Source organism: Cutibacterium modestum (genome assembly GCF_008326345.1).
Taxonomy (GTDB): Bacteria; Actinomycetota; Actinomycetes; order Propionibacteriales; family Propionibacteriaceae; genus Cutibacterium; species Cutibacterium modestum.
In genome coordinates, this window is record NZ_BJEN01000001.1 from 779,111 (window position 1) to 801,150 (window position 22,040).

Consider the following 22,040-nt stretch of genomic DNA (forward strand, 5'->3'; position numbering starts at 1 on the left):
TCAAAGCGCTAGCCCGGCCGTCTCCGGGAAGCAAGAGATTTCGTCTCTCTTCTGGCCGACACTCGCCGTCATCATGACGACGGTGTCGTGGACGTTGATTATGCCGCGCCCAATCGATCTGAAGATCTACCGTGACTGTGTACGCGCCATGTTGGAGGACCCGAGCACGTTGTACACCGCGTCATCGGTGAGTGGTTTAGGGTTCACCTACCCACCCTTCGCAGCGGTTGCCCTCACCCCATTGGCCCTACTCCCCTCCCTCACAGCAACGATCCTCCACTATGCCGTCAGTGCGATCGCCCTCGTCATCATGATTGATCTGTTCTGGCGGCGTTGCGGACGCGAACCTCATCCATTCCTGACCGCCGTTCTCGTCGGAGTTTTAAACTTCAGCGAGCCCATCGGGAAAACCCTTGTCTACGGGCAGGTCAACCTCCAGCTAGCCCTTCTCGTCATTGTTGACGTCTTCCTTGTGCCCCCGAAGTGGCGCGGGGTGGGGGTCGGAGTGGCCACCGGGTTCAAGCTCACCCCGGGCATCTTCGCCCTCTGGTACCTCGTCACTGGTCAATTCAAAGCCGCACTTCGAGCAGCCGCGGCTGGTCTAGCCACAATCGCCATCGGGTTCGCGGTAATGCCTACAGCATCCTGGGAGTACTGGACCCACTACATGGTTACGCCTAACCGTCTGGGTGGGCTCACCTGGGCAGGCAATCAATCGCTTTCGGGCATGTTGCTGCGGCTAGGACGCGGCAATCTCACCCTCGTGTGGCTAATTCTGGTCGCGCTGTGCTGCGTCCTCGCTGCGGTCGCATCGCGGCGGCTGTGGCAAGAAGGGGACGCCGACCAGGTGTGGTCTCTGCTTTGCGCCGGGCTATGCGGATGCCTGGTAAGTCCCGTGTCATGGTCCCACCACTGGGTATGGGGGTCCTTTGCCATCATCGCCGGCCTAGCCGACTGTCGTCGTCGCCGGCAGATACTAGCCCTCATCTGGGCTCTCGCCACACTGACATGGATGGTCTGGTGGTTTCCTGCCGGTCGTAACCGAGAACTCACTGCAACATGGTGGCAGAAGATTCTCACGGACACCTACGAGTTAGCGGGAATCAGCTGCCTCATCATCTTGGCGCGGAATTGTCGTAGATGTGAGTTGGGCGTGTCAGCCCCACGCACATAGACAGAAGAGGGCGAGCGGATGGAATCCACGATGTCTCCATCACGAGCCAAGGACATACCCATGACACCGAACGCGTGGAAATCACCCCACGGACGCTGTCCTACACCACCCCGAATCCTGACGATCGGACCTCGCCCCGTCGACGCCACAGGCGTGTGACGACCTCGCCTTGGCTAGCCTCCGGACTCAGGCCCCCATACCCGAAGAGAAGATGAGCGATATTGAGAAGCAATGGCTGGCAGCAGCGGAGGCCGGGGAATGTGTGGGATACCAGTCCAAGTCGCCACAAGCCTTGCCGTGCAGGATTCCGGAGATGTCGTCCAACATGGTCTGTTGCCACCATGACCAATCATGCCCTCCCTCGTGGATGACCAGCGGTACCATCCAGTTCGCAACATCGTGCAACTCTTGCGTAAGAGGGGCCGCACGTGAAGTCGTACTCGTGCGTTGTGGATACCGATGCGAGTCGCTGCCGCAACCAGGGGCTCAGCGAAGGCCACTGTCTGTTAACGCCACGTGGTGAGAACATCATGCGACGGCCCCTCTACATGGTGACGTCCATGGTGGAACACGGTGATTCGATCATTGTAACGAGCTGCGAACGACAGATCATGCAGAACAATAAGGACCAGCGGCCCCTGTCTGGCGAGCCGAAGGGCACGCGCCATGATGACTTCCTGGTGGCGTAGGTCGAGCGTCGAGGTCAGTTCGTCTAACAACACGACTTGCGTGGTCTGGGCCAGGACACGAACAAAGATGGTACAGGTCAGCGGGATAGGAGTAGACCTGACGGAATCCCTAACATCCTCCGGATGCCTCACGAACTGGTAGGTCGGACTCATGAAAGGTACCTCTCATGGAGACCCTCGACCTTACCCGTCCGCCACGATCAGAAATTTGGCTCGGTCACGGATGCAGCAACTGATTACCACGCGGCCTTAATGGCATCGGCAATTCTGGGTCCATGCCTCGTAACCCGCTTGATGACGATGCCAAGCGTGATACCCCAGGCGTAAGCGTCAGGCAATTTTACGCAACCAAGCAGTACAGGACCACGATGGCACCAGCGCGGATGGCATGCTGCCCCTACCCAACACTTTCCAAACGCGTTGTGCATACCGGGACATCACCCGCATTGAGGGGGCAGATGAACCACGCACAGAGCGCCTTGGATGAGCTGCACACGCAGATGGCTAAGGCCTTCTCCGACTCCCAGCAACGCACTGGTACATCTGGTCGGTCAGGCCGAGGAGCGTCTGCCCGGGGTTGAGGCCGCCGCGAAATATGGCACGTCCCCAGTACGGTCCGCTGCCAACGACGCTTCGCGGCTCCCGCCCTGTCGACATGAGCGACCAGCGGGACACTCACGAGTTGTCCGAACCTGTCAGGCCCCTGTGTTCGGCAGCCTCGGACCGAGCGTGGAATGGCGAAGGCGCCCCCATCCATCCCCTATGTTCGCTTCAGAAACCGTCGTGGTCGTCACAGACGAGGACGGCGTCACCGTCGGCTTGATCGTCGTAGCCGGTGTTGGAGTCACAATGGGCGTAACCGTGGCTGGTGTCGGAGTGGGCCTTAACTCTCGATCGACCACCGTCATCTCGCGAATGACCGGAGCCGGTGAGCCAGCGACCAGCATGAGACGCACTTCCTTAACGCTCGTACCTGCCGGCACCGCGAAGGCGTGGAAAGGCGCGTCGTCACTGATCGTCCCAATGGTTCTCCACGCTCGACCCGAGCGCACCTGGACCTTGCCGCAGGCGGTCCCAACGACGATGACCTGACGCGGGGTGACTCCCTTGGCGGGCACGAAGCTCACGAAATCGCCAGCCTTGGCGGAGGCTGCAGCATGGAAGGCCGTCGAGACGTCTCCATCAAAGGCCAGAGCCGCGCTCGACCCCTTGGCAGCCTTGATATTGGTCGAGTACACGCTGACAGGCGGGGTCACCTCGAACTCACGAATCTTGACCCATTGAGCACCTGGGTTGGCGTCAGTGGCCCGGACTCGAACATAGCGTGCTTTAACCGGCGTCTCGAAGGCGTGCTTGATAAGCGGGGCCGAGTCGAAGATCCCGGCGATTGTCCACGTCGATCCATCCGTCGAGTACTCCAGGGCGGCGTGATAGAATGTATCACCACTCGCCGTGTCATCGTCAGCCTGATGAACGGCAACCTGACCAACGGACTTGACCGATCCCAAGTCGACTTGGGCGTAACTGCCCTTCTCCGGTGGGACGTTGCTCCAAAAGGGAGTCGACAGTTTTCCATCGACCATCTGGCTCGGGGAATTGCCCTGCCACTGTCCCATGGACGAGGATGCAGTGCTGGCGTAGGCCTTCATTGCAGTCGGACGGACCCCAAGGAACGCGGCGAACTGTGCGGTGGCTTTCCTGGCAAAAGCCTCGAAGATGCCGTCTCCTACCGAGGGAACGATGACGTTCTTGTGTGGGATGCCGTCGCTGCCCTGATCGTCGACGGTAGGGCACTTGGCCAGATCAATCTGTCTCTGCGCCGCGAGGTACTCATTCGTCGCTTTGAGCCCATCACCAACGTCGATGGCGTCAAGCATCGCCACGAAGTGTTGGCTGGCACGCGCCCACTGTGAGGCTGCGGTGACCCAAGGTCTGGCGTCTTGCAGGAAACCTTGCTGGTCCATGCCCGCCAGCGCCTTGGGCAGCCTGACGATCGCAGCCAGGCGGGCTTCGAGAGAATCGTCAGCAGTACCCGTCTTACGAGCGGCCCAAAAGGCGGCGACCGCGGCAGCCAGGGCCGGGGCGTGGGTGTCGGGGGAACGGTAGGGCCAACTCTGGTTAAGATCGGCGAAAACGCGCAGCGCGGCGCGGGTGGCCTTATCTACGTGTAGTCGCCGTAGTTGGCCAGGGCAGGCATCGAGGCATAAGGCTCGATCATAGGGTTCGAGGTGATGCCGTCGATATGCTTGTACAGGTTGGGATCGCGATTAACGAGCGGATTGAGGAAAAGCTGGCTGCGCCGCCCGTCATTGACCGGGAAGTTGTCCCAGATGTACAGGTGCTTGGTGCGGTAAGACTGTGCCGCACGCGCCACAGAGGATTCGGTAATGGACGGCGAGAACACTCCTTCACCGGTCCACTGGACGCGAATGTCCTTGTCCAGACGAGTACCGAGCTCCACCTTGTAGGGGTCCTCCCACGAACCGTTGTAATTCGTGGGAACTGTCTGGAGCGGGGGCAGACCATTCTTCCTGACGTACTCGGTCTCAAGTCGGTTGAGGTAATCAGCCTGGGCGTCGGCGATCCACTTTCCGTCCCCTTTGTTGGGATATTTCTGGCGATCGGCGTCGCAGTGGAACTTGAGCTCGATGTCGTCCAAAGCGATGTAGAAGGATCTCACGCCCAAGGAGCGGAGCTGGTCGAACTTGTCAGTTGTGGCCTTGAAGTCATCATCCGAGGAGTAGCAGATGTCGTTGCCCGGCGACAGTGCGAAGGTGAAGTCGACGTGGTTATCGTTGGCTCCCTTGACGAGCTCCTTCATGCGCACAAGGTCTTCGCCGCTGTAAAGGGCGCGCCACTTGGCACGCAGCAGCAGATCGTCCTTCGGCGTGTAGATATAGGTGTTCATCTTGTGGCGGCCATAGAAAGCGAACTGGTCCAACCTCGCCTGGTGTGACCATGGAATGCCGTAGAAGCCCTCGATACCACCGCGGATCGACATGAGCGGCCAGTCACGCACCGTTACCGAAGCCACCTTGCCATGACGCACGAGCTGGCGCAAGGTTTGCACAGCGTAGAAGGTGCCCCGAGCGTCCTTGCCCTGAAGGGCGACGACGTCATGGCCGGAACGGTGCCCGGAGGCGATGACGTAGCCATCGGCCGGCAAAGTGTCGGCCTTGCTGCCCCCGAGGGAAGCAACGAGCCCATCGATACCCGGCGTCGTGTCAGCCGTGCCGACCCAGACCTGGTCACCAGATGCATCCGGGGTCTGGGACACGCTCACCTGTGCTCCTGGCAGGCTGCGCAGAACAGTCACTGCCTGTTTGACGGCCTTGGCGTCTGCGTCGGCTCCCGCAACCACCGTGACTTTCCCCGACAACGACATGTTGGCACCAGTCGAGGCCATTTCCTGTGGGTTGGGCAGGATGGAGGGCAGGGTCGAGGCCGCCGGTTGGGCATCATTAGCAGCTCGAGCCGGAGGACTAGTCACCACAGCCACGGATCCCACCATCAAGGCGGTAAGGCAAGCCGCGACCTTCCGAGCGAGTCTGGGCCGGCCGACAACGCAGAGTGCTGATCTCACCATGGGTAATCCCTTTCAGAAGGTAATGGCGCCGCCGCTGGCACCTTGGTTGATCGGACGCCCTGCGTCCGATGACGTGCGACTGGCCCTTGGCTGAGCCCATCGCCAATGTGAACGTGTACAGAACTGGCGCGATCCCTCACGAACGGGGGGAAGCTCGAGATGCTCCGACGGGCCGCCCGAGGGGCGACCCTCGTCCGTCACTGGACGTTGAGCAGGGCGGCCCCAGGTTCGACGGTCCGAGCCTCGACCGGCGTCACCGACTCCGGCGCGGCGTCGAGGATGATGACAGGGCACATGGCCGAGCGGCCTCCGGCGACAACCTCGCTCGGGTTCCACGAGATGAGGGGGGTACCGACGGCTACCTGATCTCCTTCGGCGGCGTGAAGAAGAAAGCCACGACCGTTGAGCTGCACAGTGTCGATACCCAGGTGGACGAGTACGCCTAGCTCCTCGGCTTGGATGACGAAGGCGTGTGGATGAAGCTTGACGACCCGGCCGGTGATGGGAGCGACAACCGTCACCTTGGCCTCACCGGCCGGGGCGATGGCGACCCCGGGACCGACGAGCCCTTGGGCGAAAACCGGGTCCGGCACGTCCGAAAGAGGATGGACGTCCCCGGCCATGGGTGAGGAGACTGGCATCATCAGCGCAAGTCCTCAATGTCCTCAGCGAGGGTGTCGGCCTCGGGACCAACGACGACCTGAACGGACGTGCCCTGCTGGACAACGCCAAAGGCGCCGGCGGCTTTAAGCGCAGACTCGTCAACGAGGTCGGGATCGTCCACCTCGACGCGCAGTCGGGTGATGCACGCCTCAAGATCGTCGATGTTGTCGTCGCCGCCGAGGGCTGCCAGGATCTGTTCTGCCTTGCTCATGGTGTCTCCTTGCTCTGATTCGAGATAAACTCCGCCATGGAGCATCTTCGAACGAATGCTGGTCCACCTTCCAAGTGGTCCAGACAACTAACACTGAACTCCATCAGACGCCCGGATGTCAAGATCCGATCAGGGCTCGCGATCTTCTCCCCACAAGTCCTCCAGGTCTGAAGCCAATAGGTCGGCGTCCGGACCGACGATAACCTGAATGCTATGCCCTTGCATCGTGACCCCGTGCGCTCCGGCCCGACGTAAAGCTTGCTCATCGACCTGTCCGCAATGACGAACCTGGCATCGTAATCGAGTTACGCATGGCTCGATCGACACGACATTGTCGATTCCGCCCAAGGCCGCCAAGATGTGCTTGACACACTTCATCATGAACCTCCTCGAGATGGATACAGGGTTCTGCGTGGGCCAGAGATCGGTACCCACAATTTGTAGCGATCACCCCGGTACCAGGCCCGGGAATAAGAGACAGCAATGTCATCGGCATAGGTTCGACGGTTGATAGCCAATACAGCCGACCCGACGGGGATCTGCAGTTGTCCGCAGATCAGCGCGTCACCGCTGACAGCCTCGATCGCATCCTCACCCCAGGTAGGGGCTAGCCCAGCTGCCGTCATCGCCTCGTAAATACTTGCCGGGACGCCGTTAGCCAACAGATCCGGCATTACCCGGGCAGCGATCCAGGTCTTTTCAACTGCCATCGGAACGCCATCAGCCAACCGCACACGGTAGACGTAATGAACGGGCTCTCCCGACTCGATCCCTAACCACACAGCGACATCAGGAGTGGCCGACAGCTCCTCACCGCGCAGCACCCGGGTGTCTGGAATCATGCCACGCTGACGCATCTCCTCACTAAAGGACGAGATGCGCGACTGCACATCCACTTTGGGAGCCCTGACGTAGGTGCCGCTGCCGCGACGACGCTCGAGCATCCCGCTGCTCACCAGCGAATCAACCGCTTGACGGACCGTCATGCGCGAAATACCGAAACGCTCAGCAAGTTCCCGCTCACTAGGCACGACGTCCCCGACCGACAAGCGGGTGTCGATGAGCTCGACAAGGTAATCCCGCACGGTCACGTACTTCATGCGTGAATTATGCCCCCGAAGACAGCGCGACCCAGCATGGACCATGGCGAAAGTCTCGCAATGATGACGTTCACAAACTCTGCACGTTGCGTTGACAGGACCGCCTCAGTAGTCTGTACTTTAGAAAGTGGTCCATACCACCCCGCGGACCACCTGAGGCCAGAACCGACGTGGGCGACGACCTCGGACATGAGCACTCACTGTGGAGGAACTTCTATGGCGAAAGACGCTGTTGCCACCAGCACCAAGAAGAAACGGCAGATACCCGGGTTCTCCCAGATGCAGCGCATTGGGCGCTCCCTCATGCTCCCGATCGCTTCCTTGCCAGTCGCCGCACTGCTCATGCGATTTGGGTCTGTCGACGTCCTCGGAGCTGACGGACTCGCCAAGCACGCCTCATGGATGCAGCCGGTCGCCGACGTGCTAGCCGGTGCAGGCGGCGCAATCTTCGACAACCTGCCTCTCATCTTCGCCCTGGGTGTGGCCGTCGGCTATGCCAAGAAGGCTGATGGCTCTACCGCCCTGGCCGCCCTCATTGGCTACCTCACCTTTACCGGTGCAGGCACCTCCGATAAAACTCAGGGCGGCGTCCTCCACGCCCTCGCTCCGTACTTCTCTAAAGAGACCGGAATCATCAATTACGGCGTCCTCGGCGGCATCGTCATCGGCCTCATCGCAGCCAAGATGTACGAGAAATACCGCCGAACCAAGCTGCCAACCTACCTAGCCTTCTTTGGTGGCCGTCGCTTCGTGCCGATCGTCACCGCAGCCGCCTCTGTCGTCGCAGGCGTCATCATGGCCGTCATCTACCCGGCCTTCGACTGGCTGTTCAATAAGCAGGTCGGCGGTTTCATCATGACCCACGGGTCCAACCCAGGAACAGGATTCGTATTCGGTACCATCAACCGGCTACTCATCCCCTTTGGTCTGCACCACCTGTTGAACTCGCTACCGTGGTTCCAGCTTGGCAACTGCACCAATGCTGCTGGTGAAACCCTCCATGGCGACATCACTTGTTTCTTCAGCGGCGCCGCTGGCAGCAACGCCTGGACTGGTTCCTTCATGACTGGCTTCTTCCCGATCATGATGTTCGCACTGCCAGGCGCCGCTTTAGCGATCTACCACACCGCCAAGCCAGAACGTAAGAAGATCACCGGTGGCGTCATGATCTCGGTCGCCCTCACAGCTTTCCTCACCGGTATCACCGAGCCCCTCGAGTACGCCTTCGCCTACGTCGCCTTCCCGCTGTACCTGGTGCACGCCCTGCTCACCGGGTCCTCCCTGGCACTGTGCAACGCCTTGGGAATCAAGGACGGATTCGGGTTCTCGGCAGGTCTGACTGACTACATCATCAACTTCGGACGAGCCTCGGAGCTTTCCGGTGGCCCCGGAAAAGTGCTCCTGCTTATCCTCATCGGTTTGGTCTACGCCGTCATCTACTACGTCGCCTTCCGCTTCGCCATCACCAGGTGGAACTTGCGCACCCCCGGTCGCGAGGAGGAGGGTGACGACACCGCCGGCGCTAGCGTCTTCGACGAGGCCCAGCTAGCTGCCAGCAAGTCCACCGGTAAGGCAGACGCCCAGAAGGAGGGGCGAGTCTGATCCCAAGTCCCGTATTACTCATGATGGCGCCTCTGGCTGATGCTGGGGGCGCCATCACGGCACTACCGCGTAGTCACTCTGCGGTGGTATCAGGCGCTGGCATCAATCGACGCAGTATTTGGTCAAGGATGACACCAATGACAATCGCGCCGATAATCCCCACGGTGGCGGCAAGAATGTGATTGTTGCCCAAGAAGCTGGCTGCCCCTGCCCCAATAGCGGTGGCATAGCCGGCCCACGACAATCCGGCCAGGGCGTCAACAGGTAGGAAAACCCGATACGAGAAGCGAGTAGCCCCTGCCATCGCGTTAACGACGACGCGTCCTCCAGGGATGTAGCGGGCCACCAGGATGCACAGTGAGCCTCGGACCCTCAGTTGATGAGTCGCCCATGCGACAGTCTTCTGCCGCTTCGGTCCACCGGTAAAGAGCTTGGTGTGGCCAAGCTGGCGCCCCACCCAATATGCAATGTTGTCTCCGCAGATCGCACCCACAGCAGCTATCGGGATGATGAACCACCGCGACGGGTGACCAACTGCTGCTAGGGCGACGACGAGGGATTCGCTAGGAACCGGCGGGAAAAACCCGTCGATGACGCATAACCCCCATAATGCCCCGATTACCCAGGGATGGGAGGCATTGGCCGCGATGACGCCATTGATACTCGCCATCCATGCGGTCAGATTCATGCTTGCCAGTCTTCCACCCGGACTCAACCAGCCAACTCGTGGTCAGCGATCGCCTGTCGGTAGACCGCCTCCAACTGATCAACGACCGGACCAGCCGCGAACCGGGAGCGAGCTCGCGCAGCGATCTGTTCGCGATCCCACGGCCTAGCTAATACCCGACCCAACCCGTCAGTCAGCGCGTCAACATCCCCAACCGGGACCACCAAGCCATTGGAATCGTCAATAAACTCTTGCGGTCCGCCGCAGGCCGTCGTCAGGACCGGCAAGCCAACTGCCAGGGCCTCGGCGCAAGCGACGCCAAAGGTCTCGGCATGGGATGCCAAGGCAAAGGCGTCAGCCCCGGCAAGCTCCTCAGCGATACGCTCACGGGATTGGGGACCCAATACGACGATGCGTGGATTATCGGCGGCTATGGCCTCCAATTGGCGCCGCTGCGGTCCATCTCCGATGATTCTCAACTGGACCTCGGGTAGACGCTCAGCGGCTTGCGCCAACTCGACCATGCCCTTGCCCGGGTTGAGGGTGGCGACGCTGATGACGACCGCCCCTTCGTGACGTCGGCCAGGCCGGTCGAATAGCTCGACGTCAACGATGTTAGGGACCACCGTCGAGGCCACGCCATACCCAGCCAATCTGTCGCAGAGCCCCTGGGATACGCTGATCACCGCGTCGGCCCGGTTGCCCGCAGTCACGATGTCCTCAGTAAGACGGCGATCCGGGTGAGCTAAGTGAGAATCGTGTTCGGTCCACACCAACGGTTCCGGGAAGCCAGCTCTGGCGGCGGCAGCAGCAAATCTGGCGAAATGGGCGTGGATGATGTCGGGGGTGTCCCATTCCGAGGTCACGACGCGGTGCAGGTGCCGGGCCGCAATGGCATGGACTCGGTGATCTATGCGCGCAAAGGCAGCTCCCAGAGGCACGTCCAGCCTCACTACCGTAATACCGTCACGGCGATCTAAGGCATGCTCGATTCGGGTTCCGAACTTCCGCCAGTGGCGAGCCGAACGGGCATCAAGGGCAGCCAGGACGACGTCGTGGCCTTGCTGACGCAGTGCTATTGCCTGGTCATACTCGAAGATGCCCCGCAGCGGAGCCTCGAGGCTCGGAATCCCTCGAGACAAAACCATGATGCGCATATATCTCACTTGCGATTGACGACGACAGTGCCGAGCACGAGATCGTCTAGTCCGCGACGTTCGGCACCAATAACAACAGCGGGAATGATGAGGCATTTCATAGCAGTCCGAATCACTGCCCGCCACCATCCAATCGGGCCGAGACCGTCGAGGCGGATAATTACGACACGAGCCACGATCTGGCCGAAGGAACCACCTGCCACGGCAGTGAACAGGACGGACTCGACGAAGAACACCGCCATCGGCATCCACATCGGCCAACCTCCGCCCCGGACGACTGCCGGGCCAAAGATGGCACTGGCAAGCACCATGGAGGCTCCCCAGTCGATGACGAGGGCCCCGACGCGCTTGCCCCAACTAGCCAGCGAACCGCGCCCCGCAGCGGGCAGCCCAATCGAGACTCCTGGGGCTGCCTCGGTTCCACTCACCTAATGAATTCTACCGGCACGACCTGTTACACGCTCGAAACACAACGGTGACGGGTGAGCAACCCGCACGGACTACCGTGAATACATCACCAGTCATGTTGATGGAGGAAAGATGTTCGAAGGTCCCGACGACCTGCTTGCCTATGTCAAGAAGGAGGGCATCGAGATGATCGATGTCCGCTTCTGTGACCTCATCGGTATCATGCAGCACTTCACCGTCCCTGCCCGAGAGTTCGACAAGGACCAGTACGAGAACGGTCTGGCCTTCGACGGATCCTCTATTCGGGGCTTCCAGAAGATTAACGAGTCGGACATGGCCCTGCTGCCCGATCCGACGACCGCTTGGGTCGATCCCTTCCGCGAGCGCAAGACCCTCATCGTGAACTTCAACGTCCATGACCCTATCACGAAGGAAGCCTACAGCCGTGATCCGCGAAACATCGCGCGTAAGGCTGAGGCTTACCTCACATCCACCGGAATCGGCGATACTGCCTTTTTCGCTCCCGAAGCCGAGTTTTACGTGTTCGATGACATCCGTTTTGACACTCGTCAGAACACCTCGTACTACTCCATCGACTCCGAGGCGGGAGCATGGAACACCGGACGTACCGAGGATGGCGGTAACCGCGGATACAAGGTGAAGTACAAAGGTGGGTACTTCCCGGTCGCCCCGACCGACCACTTCGGTGATCTACGTGACGAAATCGTCACCATCATGGAGAGCCTTGGCATGAAGGTCGAGCGTGCCCACCATGAGGTCGGCACAGCAGGCCAAGCCGAGATCAACTGGCGTTTCGACACCCTGTCTCGCAGCGCCGACGACGTCATGAAATTCAAATACATCGTCAAGAACGTCGCCTGGCAGCATGGCAAGACGGCCACCTTCATGCCAAAGCCGATCTTTGGAGACAACGGCTCAGGTATGCATGTTCACTCGTCGATCTGGAAGGGCGGCGAGCCGCTGTTCTTCGACGAGTCCGGGTACGCCCAGCTTTCTGACATCGCCCGTTACTACATCGGCGGCATCCTCAAGCACGCACCGTCATTGCTGGCCTTCACCAACCCCTCGGCCAACTCGTACCACCGCCTGGTGCCGGGATTCGAGGCCCCAGTCAATCTGGTGTACTCGCAGCGCAACCGCTCCGCCTGCATGCGTATCCCGATCACCGGCCCGAACCCGAAAGCCAAGCGCGTCGAATTCCGTTGCCCAGATCCGTCTGCCAACCCTTACATGGCCTTCGCCGCCCTGCTACTGGCCGGCCTGGACGGCATCCAGAACAAGATCGAGCCTCCCGCGCCGGTCGACAAGGACATCTACGAGCTCCCTCCCGAGGAGCATGCCGCCATGGACCACGTGCCGGGCAGCCTGGGAGCGGTCCTTGACAATCTCGAGGCCGACCACGAGTTTCTCCTTGCCGGTGATGTGTTCACCCCGGATCTCATCGAGACCTGGGTCGAACTCAAGCGTGGCGACCTGGCTGCCCTGCAGCAACGTCCGCACCCCTACGAGTTCGACCTGTACTACGACATCTGAGTCGATCCACTCGCCAGGGGCGCAACTACGGTTGCGCCCCTGGCGACGTAGTAAAACAAGCCTCGAATTACACACCCGTAATTCAGTCCGGCCACCTCACTGCGGCTTCAGGCACTGGAACGGCGTCGGAGCCACCGGGTCCTGTCGAAGATTCTCCAGTTAAAGCGTAGGAGCTCCCTAGGTCTAGGCATCCCACCAGCATCGCCGTTGTCGCCCCCACTTTAGCTTCCAGCCGCCATGCTCCGCGGTGCTCACAGTCGCCATTGGAATGCCAGGACAACTCCCAACTCGTGACCTTCCCGGGAGCTAATCGCTTTGTCCTGGCCTCGGGGTCATAAGGTTGCCACGCCACTGGCACTCGGACTCCAGCCTCGGTGGTCTGGCGAAGTTGTGGCATGACGGGCAGGGTCATCACTGAAGACCCACAATTACGAATCGTCAGCATCGTTATCCGTGCGCCCAGAGCCGCACCGATATCACTAAACGCCATAGCGGCCTTCTCACCTCGGCGACACGTCAACGCTCCTTGCGCTCCACCAACGCTGGTCACTCGTTGCGCCGTGGCACTGATCGTCCGTTGCGGCAGAGTGCTGGTCTGTGGACGCGGTGAATACCTCGGCGTCGACATCACTGATGAGGTGGGCACAACGGCCTCAGGCACCGCAGGGGTAGTTCTGGAGCACCCAGCTATGGCTGCTACGGCTGCGACAACCGTCACCACACGCCCCATCTTCATCGCAGCGCCACAGTCACGATAGGCCAGAAAAACCGATACAAGAATCAGCATGATGCCGTTGATCCATGGCCGCGACACTAGCATGGCGATGTGTTCTCGCAGCATCGCGCTAGGCAGGAAGTAGGTCGCCGTCGATGCACCAAGAACTCATGTCTCAAAGAGATGTTCTCGTCGGTATTCGCAGCCTAGTTCTCCACAACGACACACTCGCGAGAAATTCCGTGCTCGACCAGATACTCAGCCATTGCTCCACGCATCGGGGCGTCGATCGACCAGCCAGGCATAGAACGCGAGGGGAATCACGCACAGGGCAAGCCCAATCACCATCTCACCCCGCCCCATCGCGTTAACAACTCGCCTATCATCCCGAAACCCTGCCACGCACCGACTACGAAGGAACCGAGCTGACATCTAATTGCCTGGCTATATCGGACACGATTGGGAGCCTTCTTGCAACAGTCATGCACACCATCATCGTCACGGGTCGGCGAACGGCCATAGCCTCAGCTACCGTGAAGCTATGGCAGACCATTCCTCTCGCACCTCTATCCCGCAATTCTGCAGCGACCAGATCACTGTCAGCCAGGTGCGCGCCACTCTGGATCAGTGGTATCCGCCATCGCTGGCAGAATCATGGGACGCCCCCGGTCTGGTGTGCGGGGATCCCGACGACACCGTCAGGCGGATCGCTTGTGCTCTGGAAGCCACTGACGTCGTCGTTGATGCCACCATCGAGGCCCACGCCGATATGCTTGTCGTTCACCATCCTCTTCTGATGCGGGGCGCCACGTCGGTGGCAGCGGATACGCCCAAGGGGCGCATCGTCCACCGGCTTATTCGCCACCGCATTGCCCTCATGAGTGCCCATACCAACGCCGACGCCGCAGTCGGCGGGGTCAATGACGTGCTCGCTCGGTTGTTGGGGGTGACCGTCGAGCGTCCCCTGGAACCGGCAGCACAGCCAGTCGACCTGTGGGGAGTCCAAGTACCAGTCGATGCCGCTGAGGCACTGCGCAATGCCCTCTTCGGGGCGGGAGCGGGGCAATTTGACGGCTACGACCTGTGCAGTTTCGAGACGGTGGGGCGTGGCCAGTTCCGCCCCCTCAACGGGTCTCATCCGGCCCTCGGCACCACCAACCAGATTGAAACCGTCGAGGAAGTACGCATCCACGTCGTCGCGCCGACCGTCATACGCTCCACGGTACGCAAGGCCCTTGTTGATGCTCACCCCTATGAGGTGCCTGCTTACGACGTGAAGACCATTGACTCTGGTTCCTGCCCTGGCCCTGACACACCCGGAATTGGGCGCGTCGGTCACCTCAACGAGCCAATGACCCTCCGCAGTTTTACCCAGCGCGTGTCCGGGCGGCTCCCTAGCACTGTGTGGGGGGTGCGTGCCGCCGGTGACCCGGACCAGCTCGTCACCACAGTGGCTCTGTGCTCTGGCGCCGGAGACTCTCTTCTTGACGCCGCGGTAGCCAGCGGTGCTGACGTCTATCTCACCAGCGACCTGCGTCACCACCCTGCTGATGAACATCTTCGCGCCGGCGGCCCTGCCCTCATCGACACCGCGCACTGGGCATCTGAGTCTCCTTGGTGCGCCGATGTTGCTCGTCGCCTCCATGACGAACTAGGAATTCCCTGTCAGGATCTAGGTATCCGAACCGATCCCTGGGTCATCGGAGCGGCAGTGGCACAATAAAAGGACGTGACAAGCACTGATCGCCCAGACCATCGAGACGACATTCGCCATGACCTCGAATTCGTCAATGACACCGAAGCTGTCATCCGGTTGGGATCAATGCTGCTGTCTTCTGGCACCGGCTCCTACCGGGTGAAGAGGGCGATGTCCGATGCCGGGCTTGCCTTGGGCATTGACCGACTCGATGCCACCGTTGGTCTTACCGAGATCACCGCGACTGCCCACCGCGGGGATAACTTCCGTACGGTCGCACGTGAGGTCTACCGGGTGCGCGTCGACTCCTCACGTATCACCGCCCTTGAGGACCTTGCCCATAACCTGCCGACTGGCACGACCGGGCGTGAGTTGGAATCACGATTGGACTACATTTCACGCACGGTGCGCACCAAGTGGGCGGAATGGCAGACGATCCTGGCTGGTGGCGTCGCTTGCGCTGGATTCGCCATCCTCAATAAGTTCTCTCTCGCTGACTCCCTCGTAGTCCTGGCGGCGGCGTCAGTCGGCCAGTTTGTGCGCGGCCGCCTCAACCGCCGCTGGCTCAATCAATTTGGGGTCGCAGCTCTGGCCTCAGCCGCAGCCTGCTTGGTATACCTCATGTTGGCGGATCTGCTGACCAACACTGGCCTGCATACCATTCACGGCCCGGGCTACGTCGCATCTCTCCTGTTCCTCGTACCAGGTTTCCCGATGATAACTTCGATCCTTGACATGGTCCGCATGGACTTCACGGCAGGTTTAAGTCGGGCAGCCTATTCCTTCGGTCTCATCCTTGCCGCCACTATGTCTGCCTGGATGTTTTCAGCAGCTACCGGCCTGCAACCGCTGCCTGCTCAGACGGTCTTCCCGTACCCGTGGGCATGGCTTGCCTATGCGGTGGCGACAGCATGCGGAGTTGCCGGATTTGCCGTCATCTTCAATTCCCCACCGCGCACGGTCGCCTGGGCCGCGGCTCTGGGGGCATGTGGGAACCTCTGCCGCCTTGCCCTTGTCAGCGTCAATCTTCCGGCCCAGTTGGCGGCTGGGGTTGGCGGCGTAATTATTGGTTTTCTCGCAGGTCCGCTATCGGCCCGAACCACGTTGCCACGCATCACATTGACCGTTCCAGCCTGCGTCATCATGGTCCCCGGGGCGTCGATGTACCGCACTGTGTACTGGCTCAATGGACAGGACATGACGAAAGCACTAACTTTCGGCGTCGACGCAGTCCTCACTGTCATCCTCATCGCATGCGGGTTGGCGGTAGCTCGGATGTGCACGGATCCTGCATGGGCTCGAAACCTACCAGTCCCCAGTCCGCATGCCTTCAAATTCTCCAAGGACGATCATTGATTCCAAAACACCGCGTCAACAGCCCTTGATGCGCGTCGGCAATGCCGCAAATGATCCTCGATGAGGTGCTCAGATGCGCCTCGGCCCATTCCCAAGGCTCTGGCGATGACGTCGAGATCCGTCGAGTCCGAAGGAATAACGTCACTCGGACGACCGCGCACCATCATGATCGCGTTACGCAATCGGCTCGCGGCCAACCAGGAATCACACAGTTCAGCGTGCTGCTCCCCGTCAATGTAACCGGCTGCCAAAGCGGCATCGAGGGCCTTGATCGTCGAGGTGGTGCGTAAAGCTGGTTCGTCGCCGGCATGCTGCAATTGAATAACTTGAGCTGTCCACTCAATATCAGATAAGCCTCCGGGCCCCAGCTTGAGATGTCGCCTCGGGTCCACTCCACGAGGAATCCGCTCCGATTCCATCCTCGCCTTGAGCTTGCGAATTTCTGCCAGCTGGCTTCCTGTCAGACCGTCAGCCGGGTAACGCACGGCGTCGAGGCATCCTAACAGCTCAGTCGTCAGCTCCCGGTCACCGGCACCGTGACTAGCCCGCAGCAAGGCCTGGGACTCCCAGGTACTTGACCACTTTCCATAATACTTCCGATAGCTCTTCAGGTTCCGTACCATCGGGCCCGACCGTCCTTCCGGGCGCAGATCAGCGTCCAAAACGACAGCGGGGTCGGCCCCCTGCTTGGCAAGCAGGTTGCGTAGCCTGGTGACGATCCTCAGTGCTTTCTCACCTGCTCCCGGACCGTCGCCGACGACGAAGAGGCAATCAGCGTCGGATCCGTAGGACAATTCCTGGCCACCCCAGCGGCCCATCGCGACGATTCCGATCTGTGGGGCGTCTTCAATTCCCCGTGAAACCGCGGCCAAGGTCGCATCGATGGTTGCTCCGGTGAGATCAGTCAGGGCTTTGCCAATATGCAGAATGTCAACGACGTTGAGGATATCGGCGACAAGGATCCGGAAAAGCTCGCGACGCCGTACTGCCCGAATCGCCTTGACTGCCTCTTCGACGTCGTGGTGACGTCGCGCCACAGCGTTCATTTGTCGGGTGAGATCCTCTCGGCCCAGTGGAGTGAGGTCGTCATCGACGAGCACCTGGACCGTCTCCGGTGCTCGGGTCAGCACGTCGACGGCGTATCTCGACGTCGACAGCACCACCGCTAATCGCTGAGCCATCGCCCCTTCGTCACGCAGAGCCCTGAGGTACCACGGCGACTCCCCCAGCGCTTCAGATACTTGACGAAAAGCCAGCAACCCATGGTCGGGGCTCGGGCCGTCAGCCAGCCACGCGAGCATGGCCGGCATGAGCGCGGTCTGAATGCGCACTGCCCGGCTGGTGCCGCTGGTGAGCGCCTCGATATGGCGCAGACCGGCGTCCTCATCGTGAAATCCCAATGCGCTCAGTCGCACCTTCGCGGCCTCCGGGCTCATCCGCAGATCCCGGGTGGGAATGCGCGCTACCGCCTCGACTACGGGCGAATAAAACACTTGGCCGTGGGCACGCAACACTGCCTTCGACGTCGCCGTCCAGACCCCACGGACTTCGTCTGCGGTGTGCAGGCCAACCGCACGGGCTAACCGACGCAGACCGTCCTCGTCGTCTGGAAGCAGATGGGTACGTCGCAGTCGGAACATCTGCACACGATGTTCCATGACGCGTTCTACCCGATATGCCTCCTCAAGGCGTTCAGCCGCGCCTCGCGAGATGTACCCGCCCGCTGCTAAGGCTCGCAAGGCCGGCAAGGTGGCACGTACCCTCAGCGACTCGTCTTGTCGCCCGTGCACCAACTGCAACAGTTGCGCGGTGAATTCGACGTCTCTCAACCCCCCGGCACCAAGCTTGATTTCGCGTCCCTTCTCCTTGGCAGCGATAAGAGAAACAACTCTGGTGCGCATCGCGCGAGTCTCTGGCACAAATCTCTCGGCCTCTCCCACCTGCCACACCATTGGGGAGACCATCTCAACAAATCGCTGGCCCAAGTCCAGATCACCTGCCATCGGACGAGCCTTGAGCAAAGCTTGAAACTCCCAGTTCTTCGCCCATTTCTCGTAGTACGTGCGCATTGAATCCATGGTGCGCACCAAAGGCCCGGCATTGCCCTCCGGACGCAGGGCAGCGTCAACCTGCCAAATTGATCCAGCCCCCGTGTGGGCGGAACACATTTTCGCCACCGAAGCTGCCAACTTGGTCGCAATAGTCACCGCGCGGGGGCCTGAAACATCGTCGCGGGCTGGTTCTGCGACATATATGACATCGACGTCAGAGATGTAGTTGAGTTCCTGAGCTCCGCACTTTCCCATCGCGACAACGGCCAGCCGAGCATCGGCATGATTAGGACAGTCAGCTCGTGCCAGGGCCAAAGCTGCAGTAACAATGGCGTCAGCCAGATCGGCTAACTCAGCTGCGATATCTTCGATGATCTCGGTTGGGTCGTCAGCGTCGACGTCCCGCGACGCAATCCGCACCAAATGACGTCGGTTCGCCAGTCTCAGCCGATCTGATGCTGGGCCGATCGGCGTCTCGGCGACCATAAACTCGCCTTCTCGGTGGGCGCCAACGACTTCAAGTAGATCGTTAAGGATCTCATCACGACCGAGGCGGACCGGATCGCGGGTGACCTCTGCAAGGTCGTCGGGGTGAGCGATAAGGTGGTGGCCGAATTCACTGGATGCACCCAAGAGCCGAACCAACCGGCAGGCCGAAGCGTCATCGCCGAGCAACTCACCAACGCACTGTGCATATTCCTGTGCAAGATCGGCAAGGGCATCAAGGGCTAGATCGGGGTCGCAACAGGTCTCGAGGTAGTACTCCCAATCCGCCAGTCGGTCGGGGTCGGCCCCGAAGGCCTCAGCGATTCGGTGGTGGCTGGCCAGAGCCGCAGTAGTGTCCATCACTCCCAGACGCAATAAGTCTATCGCGACACTCGGTTTGCGATCCACCGCGACCACCCCCTCGGTGGCACATTAGCCGACGAGAAGCACCAATGTGTTACCCAGTCGTCACGCCGACGTCGAATGGGGGTACGGTCCGTGCAACTCGGTACTCCTAGTTTTGTTGAGGTGACGATCATGGCAGCACGCGCGAAACGCGGCGTGAGGCGGTTGGCGACTACGTGGGTGGCGACCGCCCGGTGTTTGCTGCCTCAACCCAAGACTGGCAGCTTCAGCCCGGGGGAGGCTCAGCTGTGGGGCCGTCGCCACATTGCCTATCTCATGGTGATTTTCACCGACACCCTGCAGACGGTCACGACGCCAACGACCATTAGACCGATGACTCTGGCACGGGTGATTAATGAGCGTCACAAGGCCACCGGCACCTTGGCAGCCATTGGTCATGAGATCATTGCTGACGACACCGCTAGCCGTCTTGCTGGACAGGCTCAGCGTCTTCTGGATGAAGTGGGGTCGGTGTTGCTCGCCACCCCAGGGCCGTCCGCAACAGCAGATTCCCTTGTAGGACCAGTGCGTGTGACCGACCATCTGCGGGCCACTCTGCTCGCGATGGTCACTATAGGCTTGCACGATGGCATCGACATTCCGTCACTGGCGATTATTGAGAGTTGCCGCACCTTGTCGGCCGTTCTCGACGAGACCCACGGTGGTCGCACGATTGAGCTTCGGATACCGCCTGCGTGCGCAGTTCAATTGGCGGCGACCGAGTCGGGTCCCAGCCACCACCGAGGTACCCCACCTAACGTGGCCGAGACCGACCCTGTCACCTTCCTGCGATTGGCCACCGGCTTCTCGCGCTGGTCGGAAATGCGCTCAGCGGGGCGAGTTCAAGCGTCTGGATCCCACGTCGACGACGCTGCTGGCGTCTTACCAGTAGTCGATATGGCTGGGATCTTCCGCGACATTCTTGCTGACGATTGATCGGACGTCGATTCAACCCGTTGGAACCTCTGTTTAGAGGTGTGGCAGGTAACGATCAAGCTCGAACTGGCTGACCTGCCGGTTGTACTCCTCAAATTCCGCTCTCTTATTGCGCAGGAAGTAGTCATAAACGTGTTCGCCGAGGGTCCCGGCCACGAGTTCGGACTCCTCCATGCAGCGGATCGCAGCACCCAGACTTTGCGGTAAACGCTTAATACCCAGTGCATGACGCTCTCGAGCTGACAATTGCCAAACATCGTCGGATGCTTCCTCTGGAAGTGGTAATTCCTTCTCGATGCCATCCAAACCGGCAGCTAGCATTAAAGAATAGGCCAGATAGGGATTGACGGCAGAATCAATAGAGCGCAATTCCACCCGAGCCGAGGAAGCCTTGTCGGGCTTATACATCGGAATACGGACCAGAGCCGAGCGGTTATTGCGACCCCAACAAATGTAGTTGGGCGCCTCTCCCCCACCGAAGAGTCGCCGGTAGGAGTTCACCCATTGGTTTGTCACGGCGGTGATCTCCGGAGCATGGTGCAAAAGACCGGCGACGAAGTGTTTGGCAACCGGCGACATGCGGGCCTCGTCAGCCGCGTCATAGAAGGCGTTGGTGTCCCCCTCAAAGAGGGAGACGTGGGAGTGCATGCCCGATCCTGCGTGATCGGTGAAGGGTTTAGGCATGAAGGTGGCTTTAATCCCCTTGAGGGAAGCGATCTCCCGGATGACCACCCGGAAAGTCATGATGTTGTCAGCCATCGTCAACGCATCGGCGTAGCGAAGGTCAATTTCATGCTGCCCGGGGGCGGCTTCGTGGTGACTGAACTCCACCGAGATACCCATCTGTTCCAGGACGTTAATGGCATCGCGACGGAAGTCGGTACCCGCCCCCAAAGTGGTGTGGTCGAAGTAGCCCCCGTTGTCCAGCGCCACGGGGAACTCTCCGGGATGGTGTTCATCGTTGAGCAGGTAGAATTCGATCTCTGGATGGACATAGAACGTGAAGCCCATGTCGGCGGCACGACCCATCGTCCTTTTAAGGACGTGACGGGGGTCGGCTGCAGAGGCAGTTCCGTCAGGATTGGTGATATCGCAGAACATCCTGGCGGTACCAGTACCCGAGCGCCATGGCAGCACTTGGAAGGTAGCCGGGTCGGGGTGGGCCACCATGTCTGCCTCATAGACGCGGGCGTACCCCTCGATAGCTGAGCCGTCGAAGCCCACCCCCTCAGCGAAAGCTCCCTCGACTTCAGCTGGGGCGATGGCAACGGACTTCAAGGATCCCAAAACGTCGGTGAACCACAGTCTCACGAAGCGGATGTTGCGTTCCTCCATGGAACGCAGGACAAATTCAGTCTGCCTGTTCACTCTTCCAGTGTGCCTGTGGTGTGTTTCGAGCGGGTAACAGGGTTGAGACTGGCTTCTGTAGACTGCTGACATGGCTTCGGGTCCTCAAGCGGGGTGGTATCGAGACCCTGACGGCACCCCGGATCGCTATCGCTGGTTTGACGGCGAGCGATGGACCGATCGCACTACTACTTCCCCCGATCCCGCCCCACAGCAAGGCGGAGAAGGCCGACGTGG

At 60.5% G+C, this 22,040-nt stretch carries 19 protein-coding genes and 2 pseudogenes; 7 read left to right on the forward strand and 14 right to left on the reverse strand.

Translation table 11 applies throughout. From position 1 onward, the window contains the following. Positions 1-100 precede the first annotated feature (100 nt). Positions 101-1,174 (forward strand): glycosyltransferase 87 family protein, encoded by a 1,074-nt coding sequence (locus F1563_RS03890; protein ID WP_172623595.1) that lies wholly within the window; start codon positions 101-103, stop codon positions 1,172-1,174. Between the two features lie 186 nt (positions 1,175-1,360). On the opposite strand, the gene F1563_RS03895 is transcribed toward F1563_RS03890, so the two are convergent. From F1563_RS03895 to F1563_RS03945, 7 genes are all read right to left on the reverse strand, one after another. Further along, on the reverse strand, positions 1,361-1,501 hold the full coding sequence (locus tag F1563_RS03895) for a hypothetical protein (RefSeq protein WP_227432024.1): 141 nt from the start codon (positions 1,499-1,501) through the stop codon (positions 1,361-1,363). A 1,057-nt stretch (positions 1,502-2,558) separates the two neighbouring features. Continuing rightward, positions 2,559-3,827 (reverse strand): discoidin domain-containing protein, encoded by a 1,269-nt coding sequence (locus F1563_RS03910; protein WP_149302556.1) that lies wholly within the window; start codon positions 3,825-3,827, stop codon positions 2,559-2,561. A 197-nt stretch (positions 3,828-4,024) separates the two neighbouring features. After that, a complete protein-coding gene (locus F1563_RS03920; RefSeq protein WP_007433628.1) occupies positions 4,025-5,362 on the reverse strand; it encodes a glycoside hydrolase family 84 protein in 1,338 nt (445 codons plus the stop codon). Positions 5,363-5,646: 284 nt separating this feature from the next. Then, the gene (locus F1563_RS03930) at positions 5,647-6,093 is read right to left on the reverse strand and encodes a PTS sugar transporter subunit IIA (RefSeq protein WP_002527744.1); all 447 of its coding nucleotides are present in this window, start codon (positions 6,091-6,093) and stop codon (positions 5,647-5,649) included. Continuing rightward, positions 6,093-6,368: a PTS sugar transporter subunit IIB gene (locus F1563_RS03935; RefSeq protein WP_002527745.1), complete on the reverse strand. Its 276-nt coding sequence runs from the start codon at positions 6,366-6,368 to the stop codon at positions 6,093-6,095. Before F1563_RS03935 ends, F1563_RS03930 begins: the two co-directional genes overlap by 1 nt. Before the next feature lie 84 nt (positions 6,369-6,452). Beyond that, entirely contained in the window at positions 6,453-6,701 is a 249-nt protein-coding gene (locus tag F1563_RS03940; protein WP_036958311.1) for a PTS sugar transporter subunit IIB, read from the reverse strand. Next, positions 6,701-7,423 (reverse strand): GntR family transcriptional regulator, encoded by a 723-nt coding sequence (locus F1563_RS03945; RefSeq protein ID WP_002527747.1) that lies wholly within the window; start codon positions 7,421-7,423, stop codon positions 6,701-6,703. Before F1563_RS03945 ends, F1563_RS03940 begins: the two co-directional genes overlap by 1 nt. Positions 7,424-7,639: 216 nt before the next feature. Between F1563_RS03945 and F1563_RS03955 the strand changes: the two genes are divergently transcribed. Continuing rightward, on the forward strand, positions 7,640-9,025 hold the full coding sequence (locus tag F1563_RS03955) for a PTS transporter subunit EIIC (RefSeq protein ID WP_002527748.1): 1,386 nt from the start codon (positions 7,640-7,642) through the stop codon (positions 9,023-9,025). A 73-nt stretch (positions 9,026-9,098) separates the two neighbouring features. Here F1563_RS03955 and F1563_RS03960 read toward each other — a convergent pair whose 3' ends face one another. From F1563_RS03960 to F1563_RS03970, 3 genes are read right to left on the reverse strand one after another with little or no spacing between them, the layout of a single operon-like run. After that, positions 9,099-9,713 (reverse strand): DedA family protein, encoded by a 615-nt coding sequence (locus F1563_RS03960; RefSeq protein WP_002527749.1) that lies wholly within the window; start codon positions 9,711-9,713, stop codon positions 9,099-9,101. Between the two features lie 23 nt (positions 9,714-9,736). Further along, positions 9,737-10,849: a glycosyltransferase gene (locus F1563_RS03965; protein WP_002527750.1), complete on the reverse strand. Its 1,113-nt coding sequence runs from the start codon at positions 10,847-10,849 to the stop codon at positions 9,737-9,739. Positions 10,850-10,854: 5 nt separating this feature from the next. Beyond that, on the reverse strand, positions 10,855-11,277 hold the full coding sequence (locus F1563_RS03970; protein ID WP_002527751.1) for an RDD family protein: 423 nt from the start codon (positions 11,275-11,277) through the stop codon (positions 10,855-10,857). Between the two features lie 112 nt (positions 11,278-11,389). Here F1563_RS03970 and glnA point away from each other — a divergent pair, with 112 nt between their 5' ends. After that, complete coding sequence (gene glnA, locus F1563_RS03975) at positions 11,390-12,811, forward strand: type I glutamate--ammonia ligase (RefSeq protein ID WP_002533775.1); 1,422 nt, start codon at positions 11,390-11,392, stop codon at positions 12,809-12,811. An 82-nt stretch (positions 12,812-12,893) separates the two neighbouring features. Here the strand turns inward: glnA and F1563_RS03980 are convergent, their stop codons facing one another. Next, on the reverse strand, positions 12,894-13,301 hold the full coding sequence (locus F1563_RS03980) for a DUF4232 domain-containing protein (protein WP_149302565.1): 408 nt from the start codon (positions 13,299-13,301) through the stop codon (positions 12,894-12,896). A 242-nt stretch (positions 13,302-13,543) separates the two neighbouring features. Beyond that, a pseudogene (locus F1563_RS14040) lies at positions 13,544-13,795 on the reverse strand (YdcF family protein); the annotation flags it as partial. A gap of 272 nt (positions 13,796-14,067) precedes the next feature. On the opposite strand from F1563_RS14040, the gene F1563_RS03995 reads away from it, so the two are divergent. Both F1563_RS03995 and F1563_RS04000 read left to right on the forward strand, forming a co-directional pair. After that, positions 14,068-15,249 (forward strand): Nif3-like dinuclear metal center hexameric protein, encoded by a 1,182-nt coding sequence (locus F1563_RS03995; protein ID WP_002546515.1) that lies wholly within the window; start codon positions 14,068-14,070, stop codon positions 15,247-15,249. 6 nt (positions 15,250-15,255) lie between these two features. After that, complete coding sequence (locus F1563_RS04000; RefSeq protein WP_007433623.1) at positions 15,256-16,578, forward strand: threonine/serine exporter family protein; 1,323 nt, start codon at positions 15,256-15,258, stop codon at positions 16,576-16,578. Here the strand turns inward: F1563_RS04000 and F1563_RS04005 are convergent. Further along, the gene (locus F1563_RS04005; protein ID WP_172623564.1) at positions 16,572-19,523 is read right to left on the reverse strand and encodes a bifunctional [glutamine synthetase] adenylyltransferase/[glutamine synthetase]-adenylyl-L-tyrosine phosphorylase; all 2,952 of its coding nucleotides are present in this window, start codon (positions 19,521-19,523) and stop codon (positions 16,572-16,574) included. The genes F1563_RS04000 and F1563_RS04005 overlap by 7 nt on opposite strands. Positions 19,524-19,652: 129 nt before the next feature. Between F1563_RS04005 and F1563_RS04010 the strand changes: the two genes are divergently transcribed. Continuing rightward, positions 19,653-20,456, forward strand: a complete 804-nt coding sequence (locus F1563_RS04010) for a sterol carrier family protein (protein ID WP_036958332.1) — start codon at positions 19,653-19,655, stop codon at positions 20,454-20,456. A gap of 33 nt (positions 20,457-20,489) precedes the next feature. Here the strand turns inward: F1563_RS04010 and F1563_RS04015 are convergent, their stop codons facing one another. Beyond that, positions 20,490-21,791, reverse strand: a complete 1,302-nt coding sequence (locus F1563_RS04015) for a glutamine synthetase family protein (RefSeq protein ID WP_002527758.1) — start codon at positions 21,789-21,791, stop codon at positions 20,490-20,492. A 103-nt stretch (positions 21,792-21,894) separates the two neighbouring features. On the opposite strand from F1563_RS04015, the pseudogene F1563_RS14045 reads away from it, so the two are divergent. Beyond that, positions 21,895-21,966 (forward strand): annotated as a pseudogene (locus F1563_RS14045) (hypothetical protein); the annotation flags it as partial. Between the last annotated feature and the right edge of the window lie 74 nt (positions 21,967-22,040).